General features: G+C 72.5%; 19 protein-coding genes. 6 read left to right on the top strand and 13 right to left on the bottom strand.

The genetic code is table 11. The features are described from left to right. Positions 1-10 precede the first annotated feature (10 nt). From BJ982_RS24965 to BJ982_RS24945, 5 genes are read right to left on the bottom strand one after another with little or no spacing between them, the layout of a single operon-like run. The gene (locus BJ982_RS24965) at positions 11-1,102 is read right to left on the bottom strand and encodes a carbon-nitrogen hydrolase family protein (RefSeq protein WP_203959330.1); all 1,092 of its coding nucleotides are present in this window, start codon (positions 1,100-1,102) and stop codon (positions 11-13) included. Further along, a complete protein-coding gene (locus tag BJ982_RS24960; protein ID WP_184883912.1) occupies positions 1,099-2,745 on the bottom strand; it encodes a thiamine pyrophosphate-binding protein in 1,647 nt (548 codons plus the stop codon). Before BJ982_RS24960 ends, BJ982_RS24965 begins: the two co-directional genes overlap by 4 nt. Beyond that, positions 2,745-3,557, bottom strand: a complete 813-nt coding sequence (locus BJ982_RS24955; protein WP_184883911.1) for an ABC transporter ATP-binding protein — start codon at positions 3,555-3,557, stop codon at positions 2,745-2,747. Before BJ982_RS24955 ends, BJ982_RS24960 begins: the two co-directional genes overlap by 1 nt. Positions 3,558-3,588: 31 nt before the next feature. Next, positions 3,589-4,434, bottom strand: coding sequence for an ABC transporter permease (locus BJ982_RS24950; protein ID WP_184883910.1), 846 nt, complete (start codon positions 4,432-4,434; stop codon positions 3,589-3,591). Further along, entirely contained in the window at positions 4,431-5,279 is an 849-nt protein-coding gene (locus BJ982_RS24945; protein WP_184883909.1) for an ABC transporter permease, read from the bottom strand. The genes BJ982_RS24950 and BJ982_RS24945 overlap by 4 nt, the downstream gene beginning before the upstream one ends. 149 nt (positions 5,280-5,428) lie before the next feature. Here BJ982_RS24945 and BJ982_RS24940 point away from each other — a divergent pair, with 149 nt between their 5' ends. Beyond that, complete coding sequence (locus tag BJ982_RS24940) at positions 5,429-6,316, top strand: PaaX family transcriptional regulator (RefSeq protein WP_203959331.1); 888 nt, start codon at positions 5,429-5,431, stop codon at positions 6,314-6,316. 17 nt (positions 6,317-6,333) lie between these two features. Here BJ982_RS24940 and BJ982_RS24935 read toward each other — a convergent pair whose 3' ends face one another. Beyond that, complete coding sequence (locus BJ982_RS24935; RefSeq protein ID WP_203959332.1) at positions 6,334-8,019, bottom strand: AMP-binding protein; 1,686 nt, start codon at positions 8,017-8,019, stop codon at positions 6,334-6,336. Positions 8,020-8,181: 162 nt separating this feature from the next. Between BJ982_RS24935 and BJ982_RS24930 the strand changes: the two genes are divergently transcribed. After that, positions 8,182-9,678 carry an aldehyde dehydrogenase gene (locus tag BJ982_RS24930; RefSeq protein WP_184883906.1) on the top strand — a complete coding sequence of 499 codons (1,497 nt, stop codon included), beginning with the start codon at positions 8,182-8,184 and terminating at the stop codon, positions 9,676-9,678. Between the two features lie 58 nt (positions 9,679-9,736). On the opposite strand, the gene BJ982_RS24925 is transcribed toward BJ982_RS24930, so the two are convergent. Then, positions 9,737-10,801, bottom strand: a complete 1,065-nt coding sequence (locus BJ982_RS24925) for an LLM class flavin-dependent oxidoreductase (protein WP_203959333.1) — start codon at positions 10,799-10,801, stop codon at positions 9,737-9,739. A 218-nt stretch (positions 10,802-11,019) separates the two neighbouring features. On the opposite strand from BJ982_RS24925, the gene BJ982_RS24920 reads away from it, so the two are divergent. Further along, positions 11,020-11,976 carry an ABC transporter substrate-binding protein gene (locus tag BJ982_RS24920; protein WP_184883903.1) on the top strand — a complete coding sequence of 319 codons (957 nt, stop codon included), beginning with the start codon at positions 11,020-11,022 and terminating at the stop codon, positions 11,974-11,976. 69 nt (positions 11,977-12,045) lie between these two features. On the opposite strand, the gene BJ982_RS24915 is transcribed toward BJ982_RS24920, so the two are convergent. After that, complete coding sequence (locus BJ982_RS24915) at positions 12,046-12,750, bottom strand: BtpA/SgcQ family protein (RefSeq protein WP_184883902.1); 705 nt, start codon at positions 12,748-12,750, stop codon at positions 12,046-12,048. A 118-nt stretch (positions 12,751-12,868) separates the two neighbouring features. On the opposite strand from BJ982_RS24915, the gene BJ982_RS24910 reads away from it, so the two are divergent. The 3 genes from BJ982_RS24910 (at position 12,869) to BJ982_RS24900 (ending at position 16,326) form a co-directional block, all read left to right on the top strand. Beyond that, positions 12,869-14,476 (top strand): phytoene desaturase family protein, encoded by a 1,608-nt coding sequence (locus BJ982_RS24910; protein ID WP_184883901.1) that lies wholly within the window; start codon positions 12,869-12,871, stop codon positions 14,474-14,476. A 147-nt stretch (positions 14,477-14,623) separates the two neighbouring features. Beyond that, positions 14,624-15,517 carry an MBL fold metallo-hydrolase gene (locus tag BJ982_RS24905; RefSeq protein ID WP_184883900.1) on the top strand — a complete coding sequence of 298 codons (894 nt, stop codon included), beginning with the start codon at positions 14,624-14,626 and terminating at the stop codon, positions 15,515-15,517. A 2-nt stretch (positions 15,518-15,519) separates the two neighbouring features. Continuing rightward, the gene (locus BJ982_RS24900; RefSeq protein WP_184883899.1) at positions 15,520-16,326 is read left to right on the top strand and encodes a cyclase family protein; all 807 of its coding nucleotides are present in this window, start codon (positions 15,520-15,522) and stop codon (positions 16,324-16,326) included. 70 nt (positions 16,327-16,396) lie between these two features. Here BJ982_RS24900 and BJ982_RS24895 read toward each other — a convergent pair whose 3' ends face one another. The 5 genes from BJ982_RS24895 to BJ982_RS24875 form a co-directional block, all read right to left on the bottom strand. Continuing rightward, positions 16,397-17,377, bottom strand: coding sequence for an ABC transporter substrate-binding protein (locus BJ982_RS24895; RefSeq protein ID WP_184883898.1), 981 nt, complete (start codon positions 17,375-17,377; stop codon positions 16,397-16,399). Next, a complete protein-coding gene (locus tag BJ982_RS24890; RefSeq protein ID WP_184883896.1) occupies positions 17,374-18,570 on the bottom strand; it encodes an arylsulfotransferase family protein in 1,197 nt (398 codons plus the stop codon). The genes BJ982_RS24895 and BJ982_RS24890 overlap by 4 nt, the downstream gene beginning before the upstream one ends. A gap of 66 nt (positions 18,571-18,636) precedes the next feature. Then, on the bottom strand, positions 18,637-19,440 hold the full coding sequence (locus tag BJ982_RS24885) for an SDR family oxidoreductase (RefSeq protein WP_184883894.1): 804 nt from the start codon (positions 19,438-19,440) through the stop codon (positions 18,637-18,639). Next, entirely contained in the window at positions 19,437-20,576 is a 1,140-nt protein-coding gene (locus tag BJ982_RS24880; protein ID WP_184883892.1) for a flavin reductase, read from the bottom strand. Before BJ982_RS24880 ends, BJ982_RS24885 begins: the two co-directional genes overlap by 4 nt. After that, complete coding sequence (locus BJ982_RS24875) at positions 20,573-21,841, bottom strand: styrene monooxygenase/indole monooxygenase family protein (protein WP_184883890.1); 1,269 nt, start codon at positions 21,839-21,841, stop codon at positions 20,573-20,575. The genes BJ982_RS24880 and BJ982_RS24875 overlap by 4 nt, the downstream gene beginning before the upstream one ends. Positions 21,842-21,887 lie beyond the last annotated feature (46 nt).

Below are 21,887 nucleotides of genomic sequence, written 5' to 3'. Positions count from 1 at the left end.
CCGGTCGCCGTCAGTCGCCGTCGCCGGCGCGCGGCGCGCGCACGGGGTGCTGGTCGGCGTGCGCCCGGGTGGTCTCGGCGCCCGGCCTCGCGGTGTTCGCGGGCGGAGGGTCGTCGCGCAGCAGCACCACCGGCCGCCGGCTCCGGGTGTCGACGCGCAGCTCGAAGATGTCGAAGCGGTTGTAGTGGCCGATGATGTCGTGCATCTGCTTGGGCTGGATGCAGCGGGACAGGTCGATCTCGGCGTAGACGATGCCCTCCTCGTCGATGAGGGGCTCGGTGATGAGCCGGCCGTCCGGGCCGAACACGCCGGAGAACGCGCTGTGCTCCCGGCTCAGCAGCTTGCGCGCCTCCTCGTCCCCGCCCGCGACCGTGTCGATGATCTCCTCGGACACGGTGGAGCAGGCCACGATGTTGAAGACCTTGCCCTCGAAGGCGTGCGCGGCGGCGCGGACCTTGATCGCCTCGACCATGTCGTAGTCCTCGGGCGCGACCGGCAGGGCGATGTAGTTGGCGACGTGGACGAGCTCGCCCTGCGCCAGCAGGGTGAACCTGGCCAGCGTGTTGGTGTTCTCGCCGCAGGCGAGCACCCCGAGCGGCCCGACCTCGGTGTCGTGGACGCGCAGCGAGCTGCCGTCACCGTTGGCCCAGGTGAGCTTCTCGGCCCAGGTCGGGACGAGCTTGCGGTGAACGCCGAGCAGCTCGCCCCTGTCGTCGATCACGAGCACGCTGTTGTAGAGGGTGCCCGCCCCGTAGCGCGCGCGTTCGTTGACGCCGATGACGACGTGGCAGCCGTGCTCCCGGGCCGCGGCGCGGATCGCGTCCACGTGCGGCCCCGGCACGTCCACGGAGGCCCGGTACAGGCGCTCGAACCACGGGCCGCCCTGGACCGGGGTCATGGTCCAGTTCCAGTACGGGTAGCCGGGGACGAACACCTCGGGGAAGGCGACCAGCTCGGCCCCGTTGCGCGCCGCCTCGGCGATCAGCGAGCGCGCCTTGGCGACGGTCGCGTCCGGGTCGAGGAAGACCGGTGCGGCCTGCACGGCGGCGGCGACGAACCGCGGGTAGCTCTTGATGCCCGGCGCCTCTGTCCGTCCTGTCATGCCAGTGCCGCCTTGGAGTTGCCGGCGACCCAGCCGCCGAGCACGGTCGGATCGATCTTGACGTCCAGCACCATGGGGCCGCGGGGGTCGCCGAGCCAGTCGCGCAGCTCCTCCAGGTCCTCGACGGCGCGGACGGTGACGCCGCGCGCGCCGGCGGAACGTGCCATCGCGGCGAAGTCGCGGTCGGGGAAGCGGACCAGGTCGACCGCCAGGCCGATCGGCTCGAACCGGTGCACCTCGGCCCCGTAGGCCGAGTCGTCGTACACCACGACGAGCAGCGGCAGGCCGTGGCGGACGGCGGTGTCGAGCTCCTGCGGGCTCAGCATCATGCCGCCGTCGCCGACGGCGAGGACGCTGATCCGGTCGGGACGGGCCACGGCGGCGCCGACGGCGTTCCCGAGGCCGAGGCCCACGCACTGGAAGGCCTGCGGGTAGAGGAACCCGGCGGCGTCGGGGGCCGACAGGTACTTGGCCGGCCAGCCCATGAAGTGCCCGGAGTCGATGGTGACCGTGCGCTCGGAGGGCAGGATCCGGTCCAGGGCGAGGGTGAACACGCGCGGGTCCAGGCCCCGGCCGCCGTCGGCGGGCGTGAACTCCTTCGCCGGGTCGTGCCCGCGGATCCGCGCGGCGACCTCCGCGGTCCTGAAGCCCGGCCGGTCGCCGGGCCCGAGCTCCTCGTACAGGGCGCGGGCGGCGACCCGGGCGTCGGCCTGGATCGCCACCGCGGCGGGACGGTGCGCGCCGATCGAGCGGGCGTCGACGTCCACCTGGACGACCGGCACGCCGGGGGGCGGCATCCGGTCGTTGCCGGTGGTCCAGGCGTTCAGCCCGGCGCCGAACGCCAGCACCAGGTCCGCCTCGGCGAGCAGGCCCGCGGCCAGCGGCGAGGCGAAGCTGCCCGAGACGCCGAGGTCGAACTCCGCGCCCGCGAACAGGCCCTTGGCGGGCGCCGACACGGTCAGCAGCGCGCCGATCCGGCCGGCGAGGGCGAGAAGCTCCTCACGGGCGCCGGCCCGCACGGCCCCGCGTCCGCCGAGGACGACGGGCCGGGCGGCGGCCCTGACGAGCTTCGCCGCCTCGGCGATGGCCTCGGGGTCCGGCCAGGGCGCCGAGGGCGGGGCGATCCCCTCTCTGACGGCGGCGCCCGCGGGCACCTCGGCGTGGACCAGGTCGAGCGGGACCATCAGCACGACGGGACGGCGCTCGACCGCGGCGCGGCGCAGGGAGCGCCGCAGGTCGTCCACGGCGGTCGCCGCCGAGCGGACCGTGGTGGCGCCGGCGCCGAGCGCGGTCACCACCGCGGTCTGGTCGATGTTGAGGTTGCCGTGGAGGGAGAGCCTGGGGGTGTCGATGACGACGACGACCAGCGGGGTCCTGCTCTTGACCGCCTCGGTGAGCGCGGTCAGCCCGTTGGTGAGCCCGGGGCCCTGCGAGAGCATGGCGAGGCCGGTCGCCCCGGTCACCCGCGCCCAGCCGTCGGCCATGCCGACCGCGCCGGCCTCGTGGTTGGCGCCGTAGTAGGCGACGCCGGCGGCGCGGGCGGCGTGGACCAGCTCGTAGTTGCCGCTGCCCGGCAGGCCGAACATCACCGGGACGCCGAGGTCGCGCAGGGCCTGGCCCATGGCCTCCAGGACGAGGGGCATCAGGCCACCTCGGCGGGCGCGGACGTGAGGTCCCCGGCGGCGGCCGCGTCGCCGGGGGCGCCGACGATCAGGCGCGCGACGTGCCCGCGCAGCCGGGCGAACCGGGGGTCCTCCTTGGTGGTGACCTGGTCGCGGGCACGGGGAAGGCCGACCTCGACGATCTCGCGGACCCGCGTCGGGCGCTTGGACAGCACGACCACGCGGTCGGCGAGGTACACCGCCTCGTCGATGTCGTGGGTGACCAGGACCACGGTGACGTCGAAGGTGTCGCGCACCTGCAGCATGAGGTCCTCCAGCTCGGCGCGCGTCTGGGCGTCGACGGAGGCGAACGGCTCGTCCATCAGCAGGACCTTGGGCCGGTAGGCCAGCGCGCGGGCGATGGCGACGCGCTGCTGCATGCCGCCGGAGAGCTGCCACGGGTACACGTGGGTGAACTCGGCGAGGCCCACGGCCTCCAGCGACTCCAGCGCCAGCCGGCGCCGTTCCGCCTTGCCCATCCCCTTGGCCCGCAGGGGGAGGACGACGTTGTCCAGGACGGTCATCCAGGGCAGCAGGGATCGCGTGTACTCCTGGAAGACCAGGGCGAGCGTCTCGGGCGGGTCGTCGATCACCGTCCCGTCGAGCACGGCCCTGCCGCCGGTGGGCGGCATGAGCCCGGACAGGCACTTCAGCAGCGTCGTCTTGCCGCAGCCTGACGGCCCGACGATGCAGACGAACTCGTGAGGGTTCACCGTGAAGGTGAGGTCGTCGATGGCGCGCACGGCGCCGTCGCCCTCACCGTAGGACTTGGACAGTCCTGCGACCTCGAGCATGTGTCTTCTCCGATCGGCTGGTCGCGGAAGGTCAGCTCGACGCGACCGGGGGTGTCGTGCCGGCGGCCGTCCCCGCCGGCCGGGGCGTGGGGGCGGCGACGGCCTCGCCGAGGGCGGTGGCCCGCCAGCCCTTGTGCCAGGCGAGGAGGCGGCGCTCGGCCAGGACGAAGAGGAAGTTGGTCAGGTAGCCGATGACGCCGAGCAGGATGATGCCGGCCCACATCTCGGGGATGGCGAAGGTCTGCTGGGACAACAGCACGAAGTACCCGAGGCCGTTGGTGGAGGCGACCATCTCGGACACGACCATGAGGATCAGGCCGATCGAGAGGGACACCCGCGCGCCGACGAAGATCTGCGGGCTCGCCGCGGGCAGGACCACGCGCCCGATGCGCTGGGCGCGGCCGATGCCGTACACCCGGGACATGTCCAGGAGCAGCGGGTCCACGCCGCGGACGCCGTCGATGGTGTTGAGCAGGATGGGCCAGAGGGTGCTGAAGGCGATGATGAACACCTTCATCCCGTCGCCGACGCCGAACACCACGATGGCGATGGGCAGCAGAGCCGGCTTGGGCAGGGAGCGGAAGAAGTCTAAGATCGGGTCCACCGCCCGGCGCAGGGCCGGGGCGGTACCCAGCACCGTGCCGAGGGCGACGCCGAGGACCGCCGCGACGCAGAAGCCGGCGAGGAACCGGCCGAGGCTCGGCAGCACGTCGGTGATCATGCGGTCGGAGAACCACGTGTCGTAGAAGGACACCGCGATGGTCCGCAGGGACGGGAAGTATGCCGAGGTGGACGATGCTGAGGCGAACCACCAGACCAGCAGGATCGCCACCGGCAGCCAGGCCTCGGCCGCGAGGCCGAGCAGGCGGCGCCTCATCGGCCGGCCTCCACGCGCTGGGAGTGGTGCCAGTGCAGCAGGCGTTTCTCCAGGTATCGGAAGCACACGGTGATGAGCCAGCCGAGGATGCCCGCGACGAAGATGAGGGCGTACATCGCGGGGGTGTCGTCGGCGTACCTGACCTGGTTGATGCGGTACCCGAGCCCGGCGGAGCCGACGATCAGCTCCGTCGCGATGGTGACGACCAGGGCGATCGTCGCCGCCAGCCGCAGGCCGGTGGCGATGTACGGGGCGGCGCTCGGGACGACGACGTACCGGTACCGCTCCAGCCTGCTCAGCCCGTACGCGCGCGCGGTGTCGCGGGCCACGGGGTCGACGTCCTGGGCGCCGTAGATGGTCTGGAACAGCACCGGCCACAGCGCGGAGAAGACCACGAGCCAGATCTTCATCTGGGTGCCGGTGCCGAGCACCAGCACCGCGAGCGGCAGGATCGCCACGGGCGGGATCGGCCGCAGGAAGTCGATGAGAAGCCGGCTGCTGCGGAAGGCGAACCGGGACGAGGCGATGCCGAGCCCGAGCGGGATGGCGATCAGCGTGGCGAGGCCGAATCCGGCGAGCCAGGCGTACGTCGTCTCGCCCATGGCCGTCCAGAAGCCCGCCTGGGTCACCTCCCGTCCGAGCGCCCGGCCCGTCGCGGTGATGGTGGGGAAGTGCGTGCCCACCACGCCGCTGCGGATCACGAGCTCGGCCGCCACCAGCACGCCGACGACCGTCGCCGTGGGCAGCACCCAGGGAGGGGCCGGACGGGTCGTGCCGCGACCGCGCAAGGGAGGGGCGAGCACGGCGGTGACCTCCGGTGGTGCATGAGTACGCGGAGACGCCATGGCGCTCCTCCTAAATCAGTAAACAGCTCAACGCACTGAGGTGTTAGGTATACTCAGCCAGGCGGGAGCGCCTGTCAAGAGGCCGGTCACCAATCGGACACTTGACAGCCTTCTAGGACACGGGGCCAGGTAAGGGGTAAAGGGCGCAGATGACCAAGAACAGCAAGTCGTCGAAGGTCACGGAGACGGGCGAGGCATCCGGGGTGCCCATGGCGGGGTGGCTGGAGCCGCCACAGCCTCAGGACCTCGTCGTGACGTTACTCGCCGACAACGTCCGTCACCGGCTCGACAGCGTGTGGTCGGGCGGCCTGGTCCGGCTGCTCGGCGAGTTCGGCTTCTCCGTCGGCGCCTCCCGTGTGGCCCTGACGCGGCTGGCCCGCCGCGACCTGATCTCCCGCGTGAAGAACGGACGCCTGGTCGCCTACCGCCTGACCGAGCGCACCGAGCGCGTCATCGCCGAAGGCGACGACCGGATCTTCCGGCTGGGCCGCGAGGAGCTCTCGCCGCAGCGGATGACGGTCCTGTGGCACACCCTCCCCGAGGACTCCCGCCTCGAACGCGCCCGCCTGGCCCGCCGGCTGCGGTTCCTGGGCTTCGGCTCGGTCCAGGACGCGACCTGGATCTCGCTCGGCGACCGCGAGCCCGAGGTCGTCAACCTCGTCAAGGACCTGGACATCGACCGGTTCGTCAGCCTGATGACCGGCGAGCCCTCCCCGGGCTTCGGCCTCGGGCCGTTGATCGAGCGCGCCTGGGACCTCGCCGGCCTCACCGCGCGCTACGAGACGTTCCTCGCCGAGTTCTCGCCCTACGGCGCGGAGCGGGGGCGCCGTGAGCTGACGGACGGCGAGGCGTTCCGGGTGCGCACCAAGCTCGTGCACAACTTCCGGCAGTTCCCCTTCCTGGACCCCGGGCTGCCGTCCGGCGGCGCGGCGCGGGAACAGTCCGTCGAGCTGTTCCACGTGGTCTACCCGGCGCTCAAGGAGCAGGCGCACCGGCACTTCGACCTGCTGGCCACGCCGGACGAAGGGGTGCGCTAGGGCGCGCCGGGAACGGCTCAGTCCGGGAACAGCCGCACCTGCCCGCTGCCGGCCGACCGGTGCCGCAACGCCTGACGGGCGATCTTGCCGTTGGCCGTGCGCGGCAGCCTGTCCAGGAACTCGATCACGCGGGGCGATTTGTAGCCCGCGATCCGCTCGGTGACGAACACCTGCAGCGCGCGGGCCCCCTCCTCCCCCGGCGGCAGGCCCTCCCCCGGCACGACGTAGGCCTTGACCACGTGCCCGCGCAGCCCGTCCGGGCGCGGGACGACGGCGCACTCCCTGACCTGGGGGTGCTCCAGCAGCGTCTCCTCGACCTGCATGGCGGAGATGTTGTACCCGGCCGAGACGATCACGTCGTCGGAGCGCCCTTCGAGCCAGTAGTACCCGTCGGCGTCCCGGCGGGCCAGGTCCCCGGTGAGGTTCCACCCGTTTCGCACCTGTTCGGCCTGCCGGGCGTCGTCCAGGTACCGGCAGCCCGTGGGGCCCTTCACGGCGAGCAGCCCGGTCCTGCCGTCCTTGAGCTCCGTCCCGTCGGCGCCGAGGATGGTGGCCCGGTACCCGCGGACCGGCTTGCCCACCGAGCCCGGCCGCGGCGGGTCGGCGCCGGTGCTCATGAAGGCGTGCAGCATCTCGGTGGACCCGAGGACGTTGACCAGGGAGATGCCGGTGGCCTCATGGAAGGCCAGCCAGGTCGCGGCGGGCAGCAGTTCCCCGGACGACACCGCCACCCGCAGCGTGGCCACCCGCCGGGCCAGGTCCGGCTCGTGGTCGCGCAGCCAGGTGCGGTAGACGGTCGGGACCGTGAAGCAGATGGTGGCCGCGTGCTCCTCCACGGCCCGCAGCAGGGGCTCGGGGCCGCCCTTCTCCAGCAGGACCACCGAGCCGCCGCAGTGGATCGGGTAGCAGGCCAGCGCCAGCAGTCCGAACGTGAACGCGATGGGCGCGCTGCCGGTGAACACGTCGCCGGGCGCCGGGTTGAGCGCGGCCCCCTGGAAGCAGGCGCACATGGCGGCGAGCTCCCGGTGGGTGTGCACGGCGGCCTTGGGGCGGCCGGTCGAGCCGGAGGTGAAGGCGATCAGGCAGGGGTCGTCGGCGAAGGTCGGCACCGTCGCGAAGTCGTCCGGCCGGTCCTCCATGAGCGCGTCGAGGTCGATCAGCGGGCCGGCGCCCGGGTCCGCCGCGTCGCCGTCCGTCCCGCCCCACGCGGCGATCCGGGACAGCTCCGACCACTCTCGCGCCGCGATCAGCTCCCCCGCCGACCGCCGGTCGCAGAGCGCGACCTCGATCGCCGCGTGGCGGGCCACTTCGGCGAGCTCCCGGGCCTTGAGGTGCGGGACGAGGGTGACGGCGACGCCGCCGGCCTTCATGACGGCGTACCAGCAGGCCACGAGCATCGGGGAGTTGGGGCCGAGGAGCAGCACCCGGTTTCCCGGCACCACGCCGAGATCGTCGCGCAGCACGGCGGCCACGCGGTTCGCGGCGGCCTGGAGCTCGGCGTAGCTCCAGCTCGTCTCCTCACCGATCAGGCAGGGACGCGGCCCTGCGCCGCCGGCCACCCGGTCGTCGAGCAGCCACTGCGCGCAGTTGAGCCGGTCGGGGAGCCGCAGGTCGGGCAGCTCGTAGCCGAACTCGGGCCACTGGGATCGGGGCGGCAGACGATCGAGGACGAAGGTGTCCACATGGGCACTGTCCTGGAACATCAACCACTCCTTTGCCATATCAACCCCTATGGCACGTTTTGCCCACGGGTCATGATAGCCACCCCCATATCGCCGGTGCCGGACGGGAGGCATAATGCTAAACTTGTCACCTCAGTGATCTGTTAACTATTCTGCAGGGGTCCCCCACCGAAAGAGGCATCGATGACCGCAGACGTCCGACCTGCCGCCGATGTGCAGACCTTCCCGATGCTCGTCAACGGACGGGGCCGCGCCGCGCTCTCCGGCCGCACATTCGACAGCGTCGACCCGGCGAGCGGCCGGGTCTGGGCCCGTGTCGCGGACGGCGACGCGGCCGACGTCGACGCCGCGGTGCGCGCCGCCGCCGCCTCGCTCGACGGCTCCTGGGGCGCCTTCACCGGCTTCGACCGGGCCCGCGTGCTGCGCCGCGCCGGTGACCTGATCACCCGTGACCTGGAGCACCTGGCCGTGCTGGAGTCCCGGGACAGCGGGCGCCTGCTCAAGGACACCCGCGCGCAGGTGGGCTACGTCGCGGAGTGGTTCCACTACTTCGCCGGCCTGGCCGACAAGTTCCAGGGCGAGACGATCCCCACCGACCGCGCCGACATGTTCGTCTACACCCGCCACGAGCCCGTCGGCGTCGTCGGGGCGATCATCCCGTGGAACGCCCCCCTGCTGCTGCTCGCCTGGAAGCTCGCCCCCGCGCTGGCCGCCGGATGCCCGGTGGTGGTCAAGCCGTCCGACCACACCCCCGTCACCGCGGTCGAACTCGGCAGGACGCTCGCCGAGGCGGGCCTGCCCGACGGGGCCTACAACGTCGTCACCGGGTACGGCCCCGCCGTGGGGCAGGCCCTCACCGCGCACCCCGGCGTGCACAAGATCGCCTTCACCGGCTCGACGGCGACCGGCATCGCCGTGGGACGGGCCGCGCTCGGCAACATGACCCGCCTGACGCTGGAGCTCGGCGGCAAGTCCGCCAACGTCGTGTTCGGCGACGCCGACGTGGAGGCGGCGGTCAACGGGGCGATGAACGCCGTCTTCATCGGCTCGGGGCAGACGTGCATCGCCGGCTCGCGGCTCCTCGTGCACGACTCCCTGTACGAGGAGGTGCTGCGCCAGGTGGTCGAGCGCACCCAGGCCATCCGGCTCGGGTCGCCCACCGACGAGGACACCCAGATGGGGCCGCTCGTCAACGCCGCCCAGCACGAGCAGGTCCTGGCCCGCGTCGCGCAGGCGCGCGCCGAGGGCGCGACGGTGGCGTGCGGCGGCGAGGCGGTCGAGGGCCTCCCGGGGCTCTTCGTGGCGCCGACCGTGCTGACGGACGTGACGCCGGACATGGAGATCGTCCAGGAGGAGGTCTTCGGCCCGGTCGTGACCGTGATGCGGTTCTCCACCGAGGACGAGGCGGTCGAGCTGGCCAACGGCACCCGCTTCGGCCTGGCCGCGGGGGTGTGGACCCGCGACGTGCACCGCGCCCACCGGGTCGCGCACCGGCTCAGGGCCGGGACGGTGTGGGTGAACACCTACCGGGCCTACTCCCCCGCCGCGCCGTTCGGCGGCTACGGGCTGAGCGGCATCGGCCGGGAGAACGGCTTCGAGGCGATGCGCGACTACACCGAGCTGAAGACCGTGTGGGTGGAGCTCACCGGCGCCACGCGGGACCCGTTCTCGGTGCGCTGAACGCGAGGACCCCGCCGGACGGAGCGTCCGGCGGGGTCCTGTGGGGACGGCCGCGCGCCTACACGAGGCGGACGCCCTTCTTACGCAGGCGCGGCAGGACCTCGTCGGCGAAGTACGGCAGTTCCTTGACGTAGTCGAAGAAGGCCAGCGTCGTGCCGCCGACCCCCGCCCCGTACATCGCCTCCAGCTCGGCGGCGACGTCGTCCGGGGTGCCGACCAGCGGATAGCTGCCGTGCCCCGCGGCGAAGCGCCAGCGGTAGCCGGCGAGCATCTCCTTGGAGAACGACTGCGCGTGGGTGTTCTGCAGCGCCATCAGGTTGTCGACCGCGTCCCAGTCGGCGTTCTCCTCGGAGTACCAGCGGTAGAACTCCCTGGCCTCCTCGCGGGTCGGCCGGCAGACGACGTGGCTGGAGGTGAGCATGCCGACCGTCCTGCCGTGCGCCGCCGCGGCCTCGGTGACCCGGGCCCGCACCTGCGCGGCCATGGCGAGGTCGATGAAGGGCGTGAAGATGAAGTCGGCGTTGCGCGCCGCGAACTCCCTGCCCTGCGGGGACGCGCCGGCGTTGAAGATCGGCAGCGGCCCGGCGAACGGCTTGGGGTCGCTCGCCGCCCCCTTGAGGGTGAAGTACGTCCCCTGGTGATCCCAGGATCCGGGTTCGGTCCACAACCGCCGGACGAGGTCGAACCACTCCTGTCCGAGCGCGTATCGCGCGTCGTGCCCCTCGGGCAGTTCCACGCCGAAGGCGTCGTACTCGGGCTTGTTCCACCCGGCCACGATGTTCAGCCCGGCACGTCCCTGGCCGATGTGGTCGAGCGTCGCCATCTGCTTGGCGGTGACGAGCGGGTGGTTGAAGGCGGTGTGGATCGTCGAGAAGACGGTGATGCGTTCGGTCTTGGCCAGCAGCCCCGCGGCCCAGGCGATGGGCTCCAGGACGCCTTCGTGGAAGTTCGTGTCGCCGCCGTAGCCGATCCAGCGGGCGATGGGGAGCAGGAAGTCGATGCCGGCGGCGTCGGCGAGCCGCGCCATGGCCAGGTTGTCCTCCCAGCTTCCCGACCAGCGCTCCGGCACCTTGGTCACGGCCAGCCCGCTACTGCAGTTCGCCGAGAAGATGCCGAGTTTCATGCCGGTATCCCGCAACAACGGCCGGGTCATACGCGCTCCCAACGATTAACACGTCACTCTGGTGATGCGTTGACCATTGAATCGGCGGAGATGCCCACCGTCAAGACCGGCGGCATATCGTTGACACCTCGCCGAAGTAGTGCGTAACTTGTCCCCACTCCGGGTGGCCGGCGCCCCGAGCACTTCTCATCAGAACTCCCACCCGCAAGGAGTGGTCCATGCGCAAGCTGGCCAGCGCGGTTCTTCTCATCTGCGTCGCGGCCGCGGCCTGCGGCGGCACGGCCGACGAGGCGCCCGGGGCGGGCGGAACCACCACCGTCAAGGTCGGGATCATCCCGACCATCGACGTCGCCCCTCTCTACCTCGCGAAACAGAAGGGCTTCTTCACCAAGCACGGGCTGAACCTGGAGCTGAAGGAGGTCCAGACGGGGGCCGCCGCCACGGCGGCGGTGATGAGCGGCGAGTACCAGTTCGGCTTCGCGGCGCCCGTGCCCGAGATCCAGGCCCAGGCGAAGGGGCTGCCCATCACGGTGATCGCCGGGGCCATCGCCCAGGGCGACCCGCTGAGCCAGGCGATCGTGGTCAAGAAGGGCAGCCCCGTCAAGGCGATCGGCGACCTGGCGGGCAAGACCGTCGCGGTCAACGCGCTGCAGGGCGTCAACGACCTGGTGCTCCGCGCCGCCATGGAGAAGGCCGGCGGCGACCCCGGCTCGCTGAAGTTCCTCGCCCTCCCCTACCCCGACATGCGGGCGGCCCTGGAGGGCGGGCGCGTCGACGCCGCGTTCCTCATCGAGCCGTTCCTGAGCGGCGCGAGCGCGGCCGGCGACGAGGTGGTCCTGCGCAACCCGCAGGGCGATCTGGCCGGCAAGGGCACGGCCTTCTCCACGTACTTCTCCTCCAGGTCCTACGTGCAGGAGCACGCCAAGACGGTGGACGACTTCGTCGCGGCGCTCAGGGAGGCCAACGAGTACGCCCAGGCCCACCCGGACGAGGTGCGGAAGATCATCCCTACTTTCACGGCGATCAAGCCGGACGTCGCGGCGAAGATGGCCATCGCCGACTACCGGACCGACGTGGACGAGAAGACCTTCGAGGTGCTCGGCGGCTTCATGAAGGAGTACGGCTGGATCAAGCAGGCTCCCGATCTCAAGAGCCTGATCCGCCGGACGCCGTGACCCGCCGGGTCCGAACGTCGTACGGAGGCCGTCCTGTGGCGGCCTCCGTACCCGTTCTCGGGCCCGTTCTCAGCGCTCCTCACGCACCGCGCGCAGGAGGGCGGCGAGCAACCGCTCGTCGATGCCCCCGGAGGGGGCGTTGACGCCGGTCGAGACGAGGATGTGGTCCACCAGGTCGGCGAAGACCCGCACGTTGTCCGGGGTGACACCGCTGGCGAGCGCGAGCGGACGGTCCCCCAGCCCCGACCTCAGCGCCTCCAGTTTGGCGCGGCCGGCGGCCTGGCCGGTGCCGGGGCCGGACGTCGTCGGCACGTCCACGTGGTCGCGGACGGCGCGCGCGAGGTCGGGCAGCACGGCGTCGGGCACCGGGTCCTGGTACTTGAAGGCCACGCCGCCGAACTGCAGGCCGTGCCAGCCGATGCCCGCGCGCAGGGCGGCGAACCGCTCGAACTCCGGCTCCGGCCCGCCGAGGCCGACCGCGGCCCGGTCCGTCCAGAGCGCGTCGAGCGGCACGCCGCCGGGGAAGGCCTCGTGCAGGAGGGCCAGCGAGGCGTGCGGGCCGCGCTTGATGACGTTGGCCCCCAGGAACAGGCCGGGGTGGCGCTCGCGCGCCGCGGCCACGCACCGGAAGAGGCGGGCGTCGTCGGCGTCGTGGTCGATCAGGAACACGCCGTCCACGTCGTGCGCGACGGCCTTGCCGATCTCGGCGAGCATCTGCGCGACGCCGGCCACGTGGATCACCGGGTGGATCCGGGGCGCGCGTCCCGTGCTCATCGAACTCATCGAATCCCCTCTCCGCCCGCTTGAAGGCGCCGGCCAAAAGGGTAACATCTCAACCCTCTGCTATGTCTATCGAAGGAGGACGGATGGGGACCCGCAGCGAGGCCGCCCGATGACGTCCGGCGGCCCCATCGCGATCATCGGCAGCGGGATCAACGGGCTCGTCGCCGGGGCGCTGCTGGCCAAGGCGGGCCGCAGGGTCGTCGTCTTCGAGCGTGAGGCGCGGCCGGGCGGGCTCGTGGCCACCGAACCGCTGACGCTCCCCGGCTACCTCCACGACACCTTCAGCTCCTGGCACGGCACCTTCCTCGGCGGCCCCGCCTGGCCGCTGCTGGCGGCCGAGCTGCGCGGGCGGGGGCTGCGCTGGCGCGCGGCCGAGGACGTCGTCACCGCCACGGTCCGCCGCGACGGCGACGTCGTGCTCCTGCACCGCGACCCCGAGCGCACCGCGGCCGGCCTGCCGTCCGGCGACGGGCGGGCGTACCTGGCCGAGCTGGCCCGCATCCGGGCGCTCGCCCCCCACCTCGGCGGGATCCTCAACCACGACCCGCGCTCGCCGGCCGCCATGCGGGGGCTGCTCGGCGTCGCCCGCACCGTGGGCCTGTTCGGCATGAAGGAGTTCGTCCGAGACGCGCTCTCCAGCGGCCACGGGTTCGCGTCCCGGCGCTTCGCGGGCGGGGACGTGGAGGCGCTGCTCGCCCCCTGGCTGCTGCACGCGGGGCTCGCCCCCGGCGGGGCGACCGGCGGCGTGGCCGGCATGCTCATGCTGTCGGGCCTGCACCGGGCCGGGCTTCCCGTGCTGGAGGGCGGCGCCGGCCGCCTGGCCGAGGCGCTGCGCGGCGTCATCGAGGACCACGGCGGCGAGGTGCGGGTGGGCGCGGAGGTCACCCGCGTGAAGACCAAGGGCAGGCGGGTCGGCGGCGTGGTCGCGGCGGGCCGGTTCTTCGCGGCCGGGCAGGTCCTGGCGTCGGTGACGCCGCGGGCCCTCTACGGCGGCCTGCTCGCCGACGCCGGCGCCGTGCCGGCCCGGGTGCGTGCCGAGGCGTCCCGGTTCCGGCACGGGCGGGCCGCCATGCAGATCCATCTCGCCCTGACCGAGCCGCTCGCCTGGCGGCGGGCCGAGCTGGGCGCCGTCCCCCTCGTCCACCTGTGCGACGGCGGGGCGGGGGTGGCGCTGGCCTGCGCCGAGGCGGAGGCGGGGCTGCTTCCCGCGCACCCGACCATCGTGGTCGGGCAGCAGTACGTCCTGGACCCGAGCCGGGTGCCGCCCGGCGGCGCGGCGCTCTGGATCCAGCTCCAGGAGGTGCCCCGCCATCCGACCGGCGACGCGGCCGACCGTACGGAGACGCTGGACGGCTGGACCCCCGAGCTGGTCGAGCGGTACACCGGCCGCGTGCTCGACCGGATCGAGGCGCACGCGCCCGGCCTGCGCGCGCGGATCGCGGCCATGGCCGTCCTCCCGCCCGCCGAACTGGAACGCCGCGACGTCAACCTGGTGGACGGGGACCCGTACGGCGGCGCCACCGACCTCGACCAGAACCTCGTGTGGCGGCCCCTCGGCTCGACCCGGTCGCACCGCACCCCGGTCAAGGGCCTGTGGCACATCGGCGCCAGCACCCACCCGGGCCCCGGCCTGGCCGGCGCCAGCGGGTACGCCGCCGCCGCCGACCTCCTCGGCGGCCCCCAGCGGCTCCGCACGGCCCTGCGCGCCCGCGCGTAGCGGCAGGCGCGCGGTCCGGGCCGCCGGACTCCCCGCCTCGGCGAAGGCCAGAAGGGCGCTCCTCCACGGCGGGACGGGACCTAAGTAGACACCTTTCCGGAGTTAGGTGTTGAATGTTTCTGTACGAAGCTTTGAAGGAGCGCTCACATGTCAACCGACCCCGGGGGCCCGCAGGCGCCCGCCCGCAGCAGGCTGATCCTCCTCGGCAGCGGCGGCGGCCCGACCATCCACAAGAACGAGAGCAGGCACGGCCCGGCCAACGTCGTGGTCGTCGACGGCGTGCCCTACCTCGTGGACTGCGGCGAGGGGGCGCCGCACCAGTTCGTCCGGGCGGGGCTGTCCTTCACCGAGGTGGACAACGTCTTCGTCACCCACCAGCACTTCGACCACAACAGCGAGCTGGGGAACTTCCTCGCCTACACGTGGTTCGCCGGCCGCCGCGCGCCCGTCGACGTCTGGGGGCCGCCCCGCCTGGTGGGCCTGCTGGCCGACTACGCGCGCCTGAACGAATTCGACTTCCGGCTGCGGGAACAGGAGACCGGCCGGCCTCCCTTCGACCCCATCCCCCGCCCGCACGAGTTCGAGATGAGCGGGCCCATCGAGCGGGAGCCCGTCGTGGTGATGAGCGACGAGCGCGTCAGCGTCAGCGCCATCCGGGTCAACCACGGGCTCGTCCCGTCGGTGGCCTACCGCTTCCGCACGCCCGACCGCGACATCGTCTTCAGCGGCGACCGCGGCGGACAGGACGACATCGCCGGCTTCTCCCGAGGCGCCGACGTCCTCGTCCACGAGGTCCTGCACTACGAGGCCATGCTACAGACCTTCCCGGCCGCGCCCGAGGCCGTGCTGCGCCACTACCGCGAGGACCACACCTCTCCGGAGGACGTGGGGCGCATCGCGACCGAGGCGGGCGTGCGGACCGTCGTGCTCAACCACATCCTGCCCGACAACGACCTCGTCGGCGACGACGAGTGGGTGCGCCTCGTGGCGAAGACGTTCGACGGCGAGATCCTGCTCGGCACCGACCTTCTGGAGATCTGAAAGTGACCGCCACCACGCCGCTCGGCTCCCTGCTCGCCGCGCTGTCCGACGGTGAGGTCGACCTGGTCGACCTCACCCAGCCGCTGTCGGAGGGCACGCCCGTCATGCGCGTGCCCGAGCCCTTCGTCAACACCCGCGGCCTGCGCATGCGGGAGATCTCCCACTACGACGAGCGCGGCCCGCGCTGGCGCTGGCACGACCTGGAGCTCGGCGAGCACGTGGGCACGCACCTGGACGCCCCGATCCACTGGGTCAGCGGGCAGGGCGGGGAGGACGTCGCCGGCGTGCCGCTGCGGCGCCTGGTCGGCCCGGCCGTCGTCATCGACAAGTCCGCGGAGGCGGCGGCCGACCCCGACTACCTGCTCACCAAGGAGGAGCTGCAGGACTTCGCGCGCGAGCACGGGCCGCTGCCCGACGGCGGCTGGCTGCTCTACCGGACCGGATGGGACGCCCGCGCCCACGACGTCGCGCTGTTCCTCAACAACGCCTCCGGGCGCCCCCGCACCCCCGGCATCGCCCCGGAGTGCGCCCGGTGGCTGGCCCAGGAGACCGGGATCGTCGGCGTCGGCGTCGAGACGGTCGGCACCGACGCGGGCGCCTCGCCCACCTTCGACCCGCCGACCCCGGTGCACTACTACATGCTCGGGGCGGGCAAGTACGGCGTCACCTCGCTGACGAACCTCGACAGGCTGCCGCCGCGCGGCGCCGTGGTGATCGTGGCGCCGCTGCGCCTGGTCGGCGGCACGGGCAGCCCCGCCCGCGTGATGGCGCTGGTCCCCCGCGCCGCCGGCGGGCCGCGCCGCGACTGACCCGGCGCGCGGACGACGACGCCCCCGGAAGCCCTTGTGAGGCTTCCGGGGGCGTCGGTCTTCGCCGGGGTCATTGGGCGGGGGTGAAGACGGCCCCCTTCACGCTGTCCTTGCCGGCGCCGAACCGGTACTTGTCCAGCATGCCCGCGACCTTCTCCAGCACGCCGGCGTCGAGCTTGACGTTGTAGTCCGGCAGCCTGACCTTCTCCACCCGGTCCGCCGGGAGCCCGGTGTACTCGGTGAGCGCCTTGCGCACCGCCTCGGGATGGTCCACCGAGTACCGGCCCGCCTTCTCCAGCGCCCGCGTGAACTTGGCGACGACCGCGGGGTTCTGCTTGGCGTAGTTCTCGTTGGTGAACCAGTAGTTGTACGGCATCTGGTCGCCGAGGACCATCCCGTAGTAGGAGCCGATGCTCACCGCGCCCTTGGACTCCAGCTCGGTCACGAACGGCTCCAGCTCGGTCACCGCGTCGACCCGGCCGCTGGTGAGCGCGTCCGGCATGTCGGCGAAGGGCAGTTGCAGGAACCGGACCTTGCCGGAGTCGCCGCCGTCCTGGTCGACGAGCTGCCGGATGAACAGCTCAAGCTGGTTCTTGACCGCGACGACGCCCACGGACTTGCCGGTGAGGTCGCGGAACCGGGTGATCCCGCTCTTGGGCATCACGAGGGTCTGGCTGTTGTTCAGCTTCGGATCCGCCGTGGTGCCCGCGGCCGCGGCCACCGCGACCAGCGGCAGGCTCTTGGCGCGGCCGAGCAGCACCACGGTGTCGGCGCCGTGGCCGAACTGCGAGCTGTTGCTGACGACCGACGCCACGTTCGCCGGGCCGTTGGCGGACAGCGTCGGCTGGACCGTCAGGCCCTCGGCCTTGAAGAAGCCCTGGTCACGGGCCACGTAGAGCATCGCGGCCTCGGCCGAGGGCACGACCGACACCGTGAGGGTCGCGCCCTTGCCGTCCGCGCCGCCGGACCCGCCGGAGTCCGATCCGCACGCGGTGAGGCCGGCCAGCGCGATGACGGCGGCCGCCACGGCCGCCCCGCGCACGCGCCTCATGCGCCGTTCGCCGACCGTGGCGCGCGGGTGGGCACGGCCTTCTTCTCGCTGAACTTCGCGCCCGGGCCGAACTCGGCGTTGAGGTGCTCATGGGCGGACCCGCTGAGGTCGCGTCCGCGAAGCCCGGGGTGGTCCGGCGCGTACCGGTGCGCCCGGAAGATCGCGTTGCTCAGGCCGTAGGAGTCGTTGCGCCCGAAGAACGGGACGACGTACTCCCACGCCAGGTCGCCGTCGAGCGTCACCTCGAAGATCCGGCCGTGCGCCGCGTCGCAGACCAGGGTGTTGCCGTTGGGCAGGCGCTCCGCGCCGCCCATGTAGGTGTTGTGGAAGTCGACGGGGTTCTCGGTGCGGTACTCCCAGACCACCTTCTTGGTCTCCGGGTCGACCTCGATCACGCGGCTGGAGTCCGGCGGCATCCACTTGGTGCTGACGCGCTGGTTGTCCAGCAGCAGGATGTGGCCGTTCTCCAGCCACGTCGGGTTGTGCTGGAAGGCGATGTCGCCCTTGCCCCAGCGCCAGGTCACCTCGCCGCTCTCGCGGTTCACGATGACGACGGTGCTCGTGTTGTACGAGCTCATCATCAGGTCGCCGTTGGGCAGTTCCTCGATCGCGTTCCAGCCGGGCCAGATCGAGCGGGTGCCGGTGGGGTCGACGGCGTCGAGCTCGGGGTCCATGTGCTCGTAGGCGGTCCACTCCCAGACGACGTCGCCCTCGCGCGTGATCTCCTGGATCACGTAGGAGGTCATCTTCCCGTCGATCTCGGCGGCGAGACCGCCGCTGCGCCCGCCCTGCACGCGGCGCGCGATCTCGTCGGGCACGTCGGTGTACTTGAGGACGATGAGGTTGCCGTTCTCGCGCAGCACCCAGTCGTGCAGGTCGAGGTCCTTGTCCTCGTAACTCCAGACCGTTTCGCCATTCCAGTCGATCTCGGCGATCTCGCCGCCGGAGAACGGCAGGAACGAGTAATTCGATTTGTGGGCGAGGCCGGTGAGGATGTTGCCGTTGTCCAGCAGGTGCGACTGCAGGCGCACCTGGCCCGGCAGGTCCCAGCGGTGGATGATGCGTCCCTGCATGTCGACCAGCCAGGTGGTGCCGGGCGTCTCGGCGAGCGGCGTGAAGATCGTGTATCCGTCGAACGCCTTTTCCGGAATATAGGTGATCGTGGACAACAGCTTTTGCCGCTGGATTTTCATGGGTCCCGCCTCTCGGGGAAATACGCTGATATCTATAGATTACACAGTAGAATTATGAGGTGTCTACTATTCTGCGCGCCCGGCCGCGGCCTGTGCGTGCCGCTCCCAGGGGTTGACCTTCCCCTCCGGGCTGAGCGCCGAGTAGCCGCCGTCGACGTGCAGGTCCTCACCGGTGACGAACGACGCCGACGCCGAGCACAGGAAGCGGATCGCGTCGGCCACCTCGTGGGCGTCGGCCATCCGCGGGATCATGTGGAAACCGGCCGCCACCTCGTCGGCCAGGGCACGGTCGCCTCCCGAACGCCGTGCCATCGGGGCCGACCACACCCAGCTCGGCGACACGCTGTTCACCCGGATGCCCGACGGCGCCAGCGTGAGCGCGAGGTTGCGGGTGAGCTGGCCGAGCGCCGCCTTGCCCGCGGGGTAGAGCAGCTTGTTCGCCTGCGCGCGGTCCGCGCTGACGCTCGCGACGTTGACGACGGCGCCCCGGCCCGACGCGGCCAGGTGCGGCGCCGCCTCGCGGATCACCAGCGCGGGGCCGACGACGTTCACGCGCAGGCTCCGCACCCAGGCGTCCGCGTCCGCCGCCAGGCCGGGGTCGGCGTAGGAGGCGACCATGGTCACGACCACGTCCAGCCGCCCCCGCCGCGCGGCCTCGGCCACCACCGCGCGGACGGAGTCCTCGTCGGTGATGTCCATGGGCAGGAACACGCAGGTCCCGCCGACGGCCTCGCGCAGCCGCTCGCCCGCCTCGGCGTCGATGTCCGCCACGACCACCGTGAAGCCGTCCTCGGCCAGCCCGCGCACCACGGCCTCGCCGAGCACGGTCGCGCCTCCGGCGACCAGGGCGACCCGGTCCCCGCCCGTCACAGTTCACCGCCCGACCGGCCGATGTAGGCGACGGTGAGGCTCTTGCACAGCTCGTACTGGTCGAGCAGCGCCGCGCGTACCAGCGCCGGGTCGCCGGCCAGGTAGCCGTCCACGATGCGGCGGCGGTTGGCCGCGATGCTGGGCGCGGTGGCGGGGCCGATCTGGTGCGGCAGGGAGATCAGCTCGGGGATCCGCAGGGTGCGGAAGGTCGCGACCAGGGTCGCGTTGCCGGTCAGCCCGATCATCGCCTCCTGGAACCTGAGCGCGCGCTCGCGGTAGGCGGCGACGTCCAGCACGCCGTGCTCGTCGTCGACCAGCTCGTTGGCCCGGTCGCAGAGCTCCTCCAGCCGGCGCAACCCCTCCTCGGGCACCGCGCCGACCGTCAGCTCCACCACGGCCATGTCCAGGATCCGCTTGACCTCGTAGCTCTCGATCGCCTGCTCGGCCTTGAACACCACCTGCAGGAACCCGCGCTCGGGGTCGCGGTGGACGAGCCCGTCGGCGGTGAGCCGGACCAGCGCGTGGAACGCGGCCGAGACGGGGATGCCGAGCCGCTCGGCGAGCGCGGCCGGCGCCAGCGGCTCGTGCAGCGGCAGCGCGCGCTCCACCACCATCCGGTACAGGTCGCGGTACGCCTGCGCGTGCTGTTCCAGCTCGAAGCGCCCGAACTTCCCGCGGAAGTAGGTCAGCGGTTCCAGGTCGGCGGCGGCGGCGCGCCGCACCCGGCCGAGGAACACCCGGTGGGTGCCGCCCGCCACCTCCTCCTCGACCTCGCACTCCAGGTAGGCGAGGCAGTCCTCGAACAGCGGGTCCCCCTCCGGGGCCTCGCGGCGCACGCCGACCCCGGCGAACCGGTCGGGCAGCGGGGTGGCGAACCGGTGGGCCAGCCAGCCCTGCTCGGAGGACATCACGTTCACGGCGAAGGTGCCGCCGGCCGCGATGGCCACGCCGGTCGTCGCGTCGCGCTTCACGCAGACGACGACCATGGGCGGGTCGAGCGACAGCGAGCAGACCGCGCTCGCCGTCATCCCGTAGTCGACGCCGTCGTGGCGGGTCGTGATGATCGTCACCCCGGAGGCGAAGCGCCCGATCACGTCCCGGTACTCGGCGCCGGACAGCTCGACCGCGGCCGTCATCGCGGGCCGCCCGTCACCGCGTGCCCGGCGGTGTCGCCCTCGCGGCCGAGGAGCCGCGCGGCCTCGCGCGGGCTCTCCCACCAGGACAGGATCGAGGCCGGGTCCCCGAAGCCCTCCGCGAACGCCTGCGCGAGGTCGCCGCGGTCCCGGGCGCCCGCGAGCAGGTCGCGCACGTGCGGCGGCCAGGGCCGCAGCACCTGGTTGGTCCAGCGCGTGGAGGCCGACACCAGGCTCTCGAAGCGCTCGAACGTCCGCGTCATCCACGCCTCGTCGAACGGCGCGTCGCCGTGGCCGGCGATCTCGTCCAGGTAGAGCTGCGCGCACTTGGCCGCGTTGTTCGCGCCCTGCCCGGTGACCGGGTCGTTGAGCACCAGCACGTCGCCGCCGCCGAGGATCGCCCGGCCGGAGGCGGTGTGCGCGACGGGCCTGCGCCGGGTGGGGGCGAAGCGCCCGACCAGCGTGGCGCCCGCGTCGGTGACCACGGCGCCGGCGATCCGCTTCGCCAGCCACGGGAAGTGGGCCGCGGCGGCGTCCTTGATCTGGTCCAGCACCCGCTCGGGCGCGGTCCGCGGCGCGAACACGTCCAGGGGGCCGCCCGGCTCGGCCTCGACGGTGATGATGTGGCACGGTCCCGACACGGTGAGCGCGGGGAACATGAACATCTCCCCGACACCGTCGGCCTTGCCGAAGTCGTTGCCCTCGAACACCTCGTGCGGGCGCACGCCGCGGACGTAGGCGAGCGCGAGGTGGCGCTGCGGCGTGTCGAACTCGGTCGCGTCGGTGTCGCGGGGGAACAGCCCGGAGATGTCGCCCTTCCCCGCGGCCACCACGACCAGGTCGTGCTCGCCGGCCAGGGCGCTCAGCCCGCCGGCGTCGACGTCCTCGATGGCCAGGTCGCCGCCGGCGGCGGTGAACCTGTCCATCCACGCGGGCATCTTCACCCGCTGGTCGATCGACAGGGCCGGGCGCGCCCGGGGGGCGGAGAAGCGGGTCACCTCCGCGCCGGACCGGTCCACCCAGGTCAGGTGGACGCCCTGGATGGGCGGGCAGGCGCCCTCCCAGAGCTCCAGGCCCAGGCGCCGTTCGAGATCGAGGCTCGGGGCCAGCATCGCCTGGCTGGAGAGCACTCCGCCCTCGCGGATCTGCTCGCCGGTGCGATTGGTGATCAGCCGGACGCGGTGTCCTTGGCGCAGCAGGCCGATCCCCAGGTGGAGCCCGAGCTGTCCCGCTCCTACGATCGCGATGTCGCGTGCTCGACCGCTCACAGGTGTACCTCCGATATCCGGCGCCGCTTCCCGTCGCCTCGTTGTG

Source organism: Sphaerisporangium siamense (assembly GCF_014205275.1).
GTDB lineage: Bacteria > Actinomycetota > Actinomycetes > Streptosporangiales > Streptosporangiaceae > Sphaerisporangium > Sphaerisporangium siamense.
The sequence above is the reverse complement of the archived record's forward strand: the minus strand, read 5'-3'. Positions and strand labels throughout refer to the sequence as shown.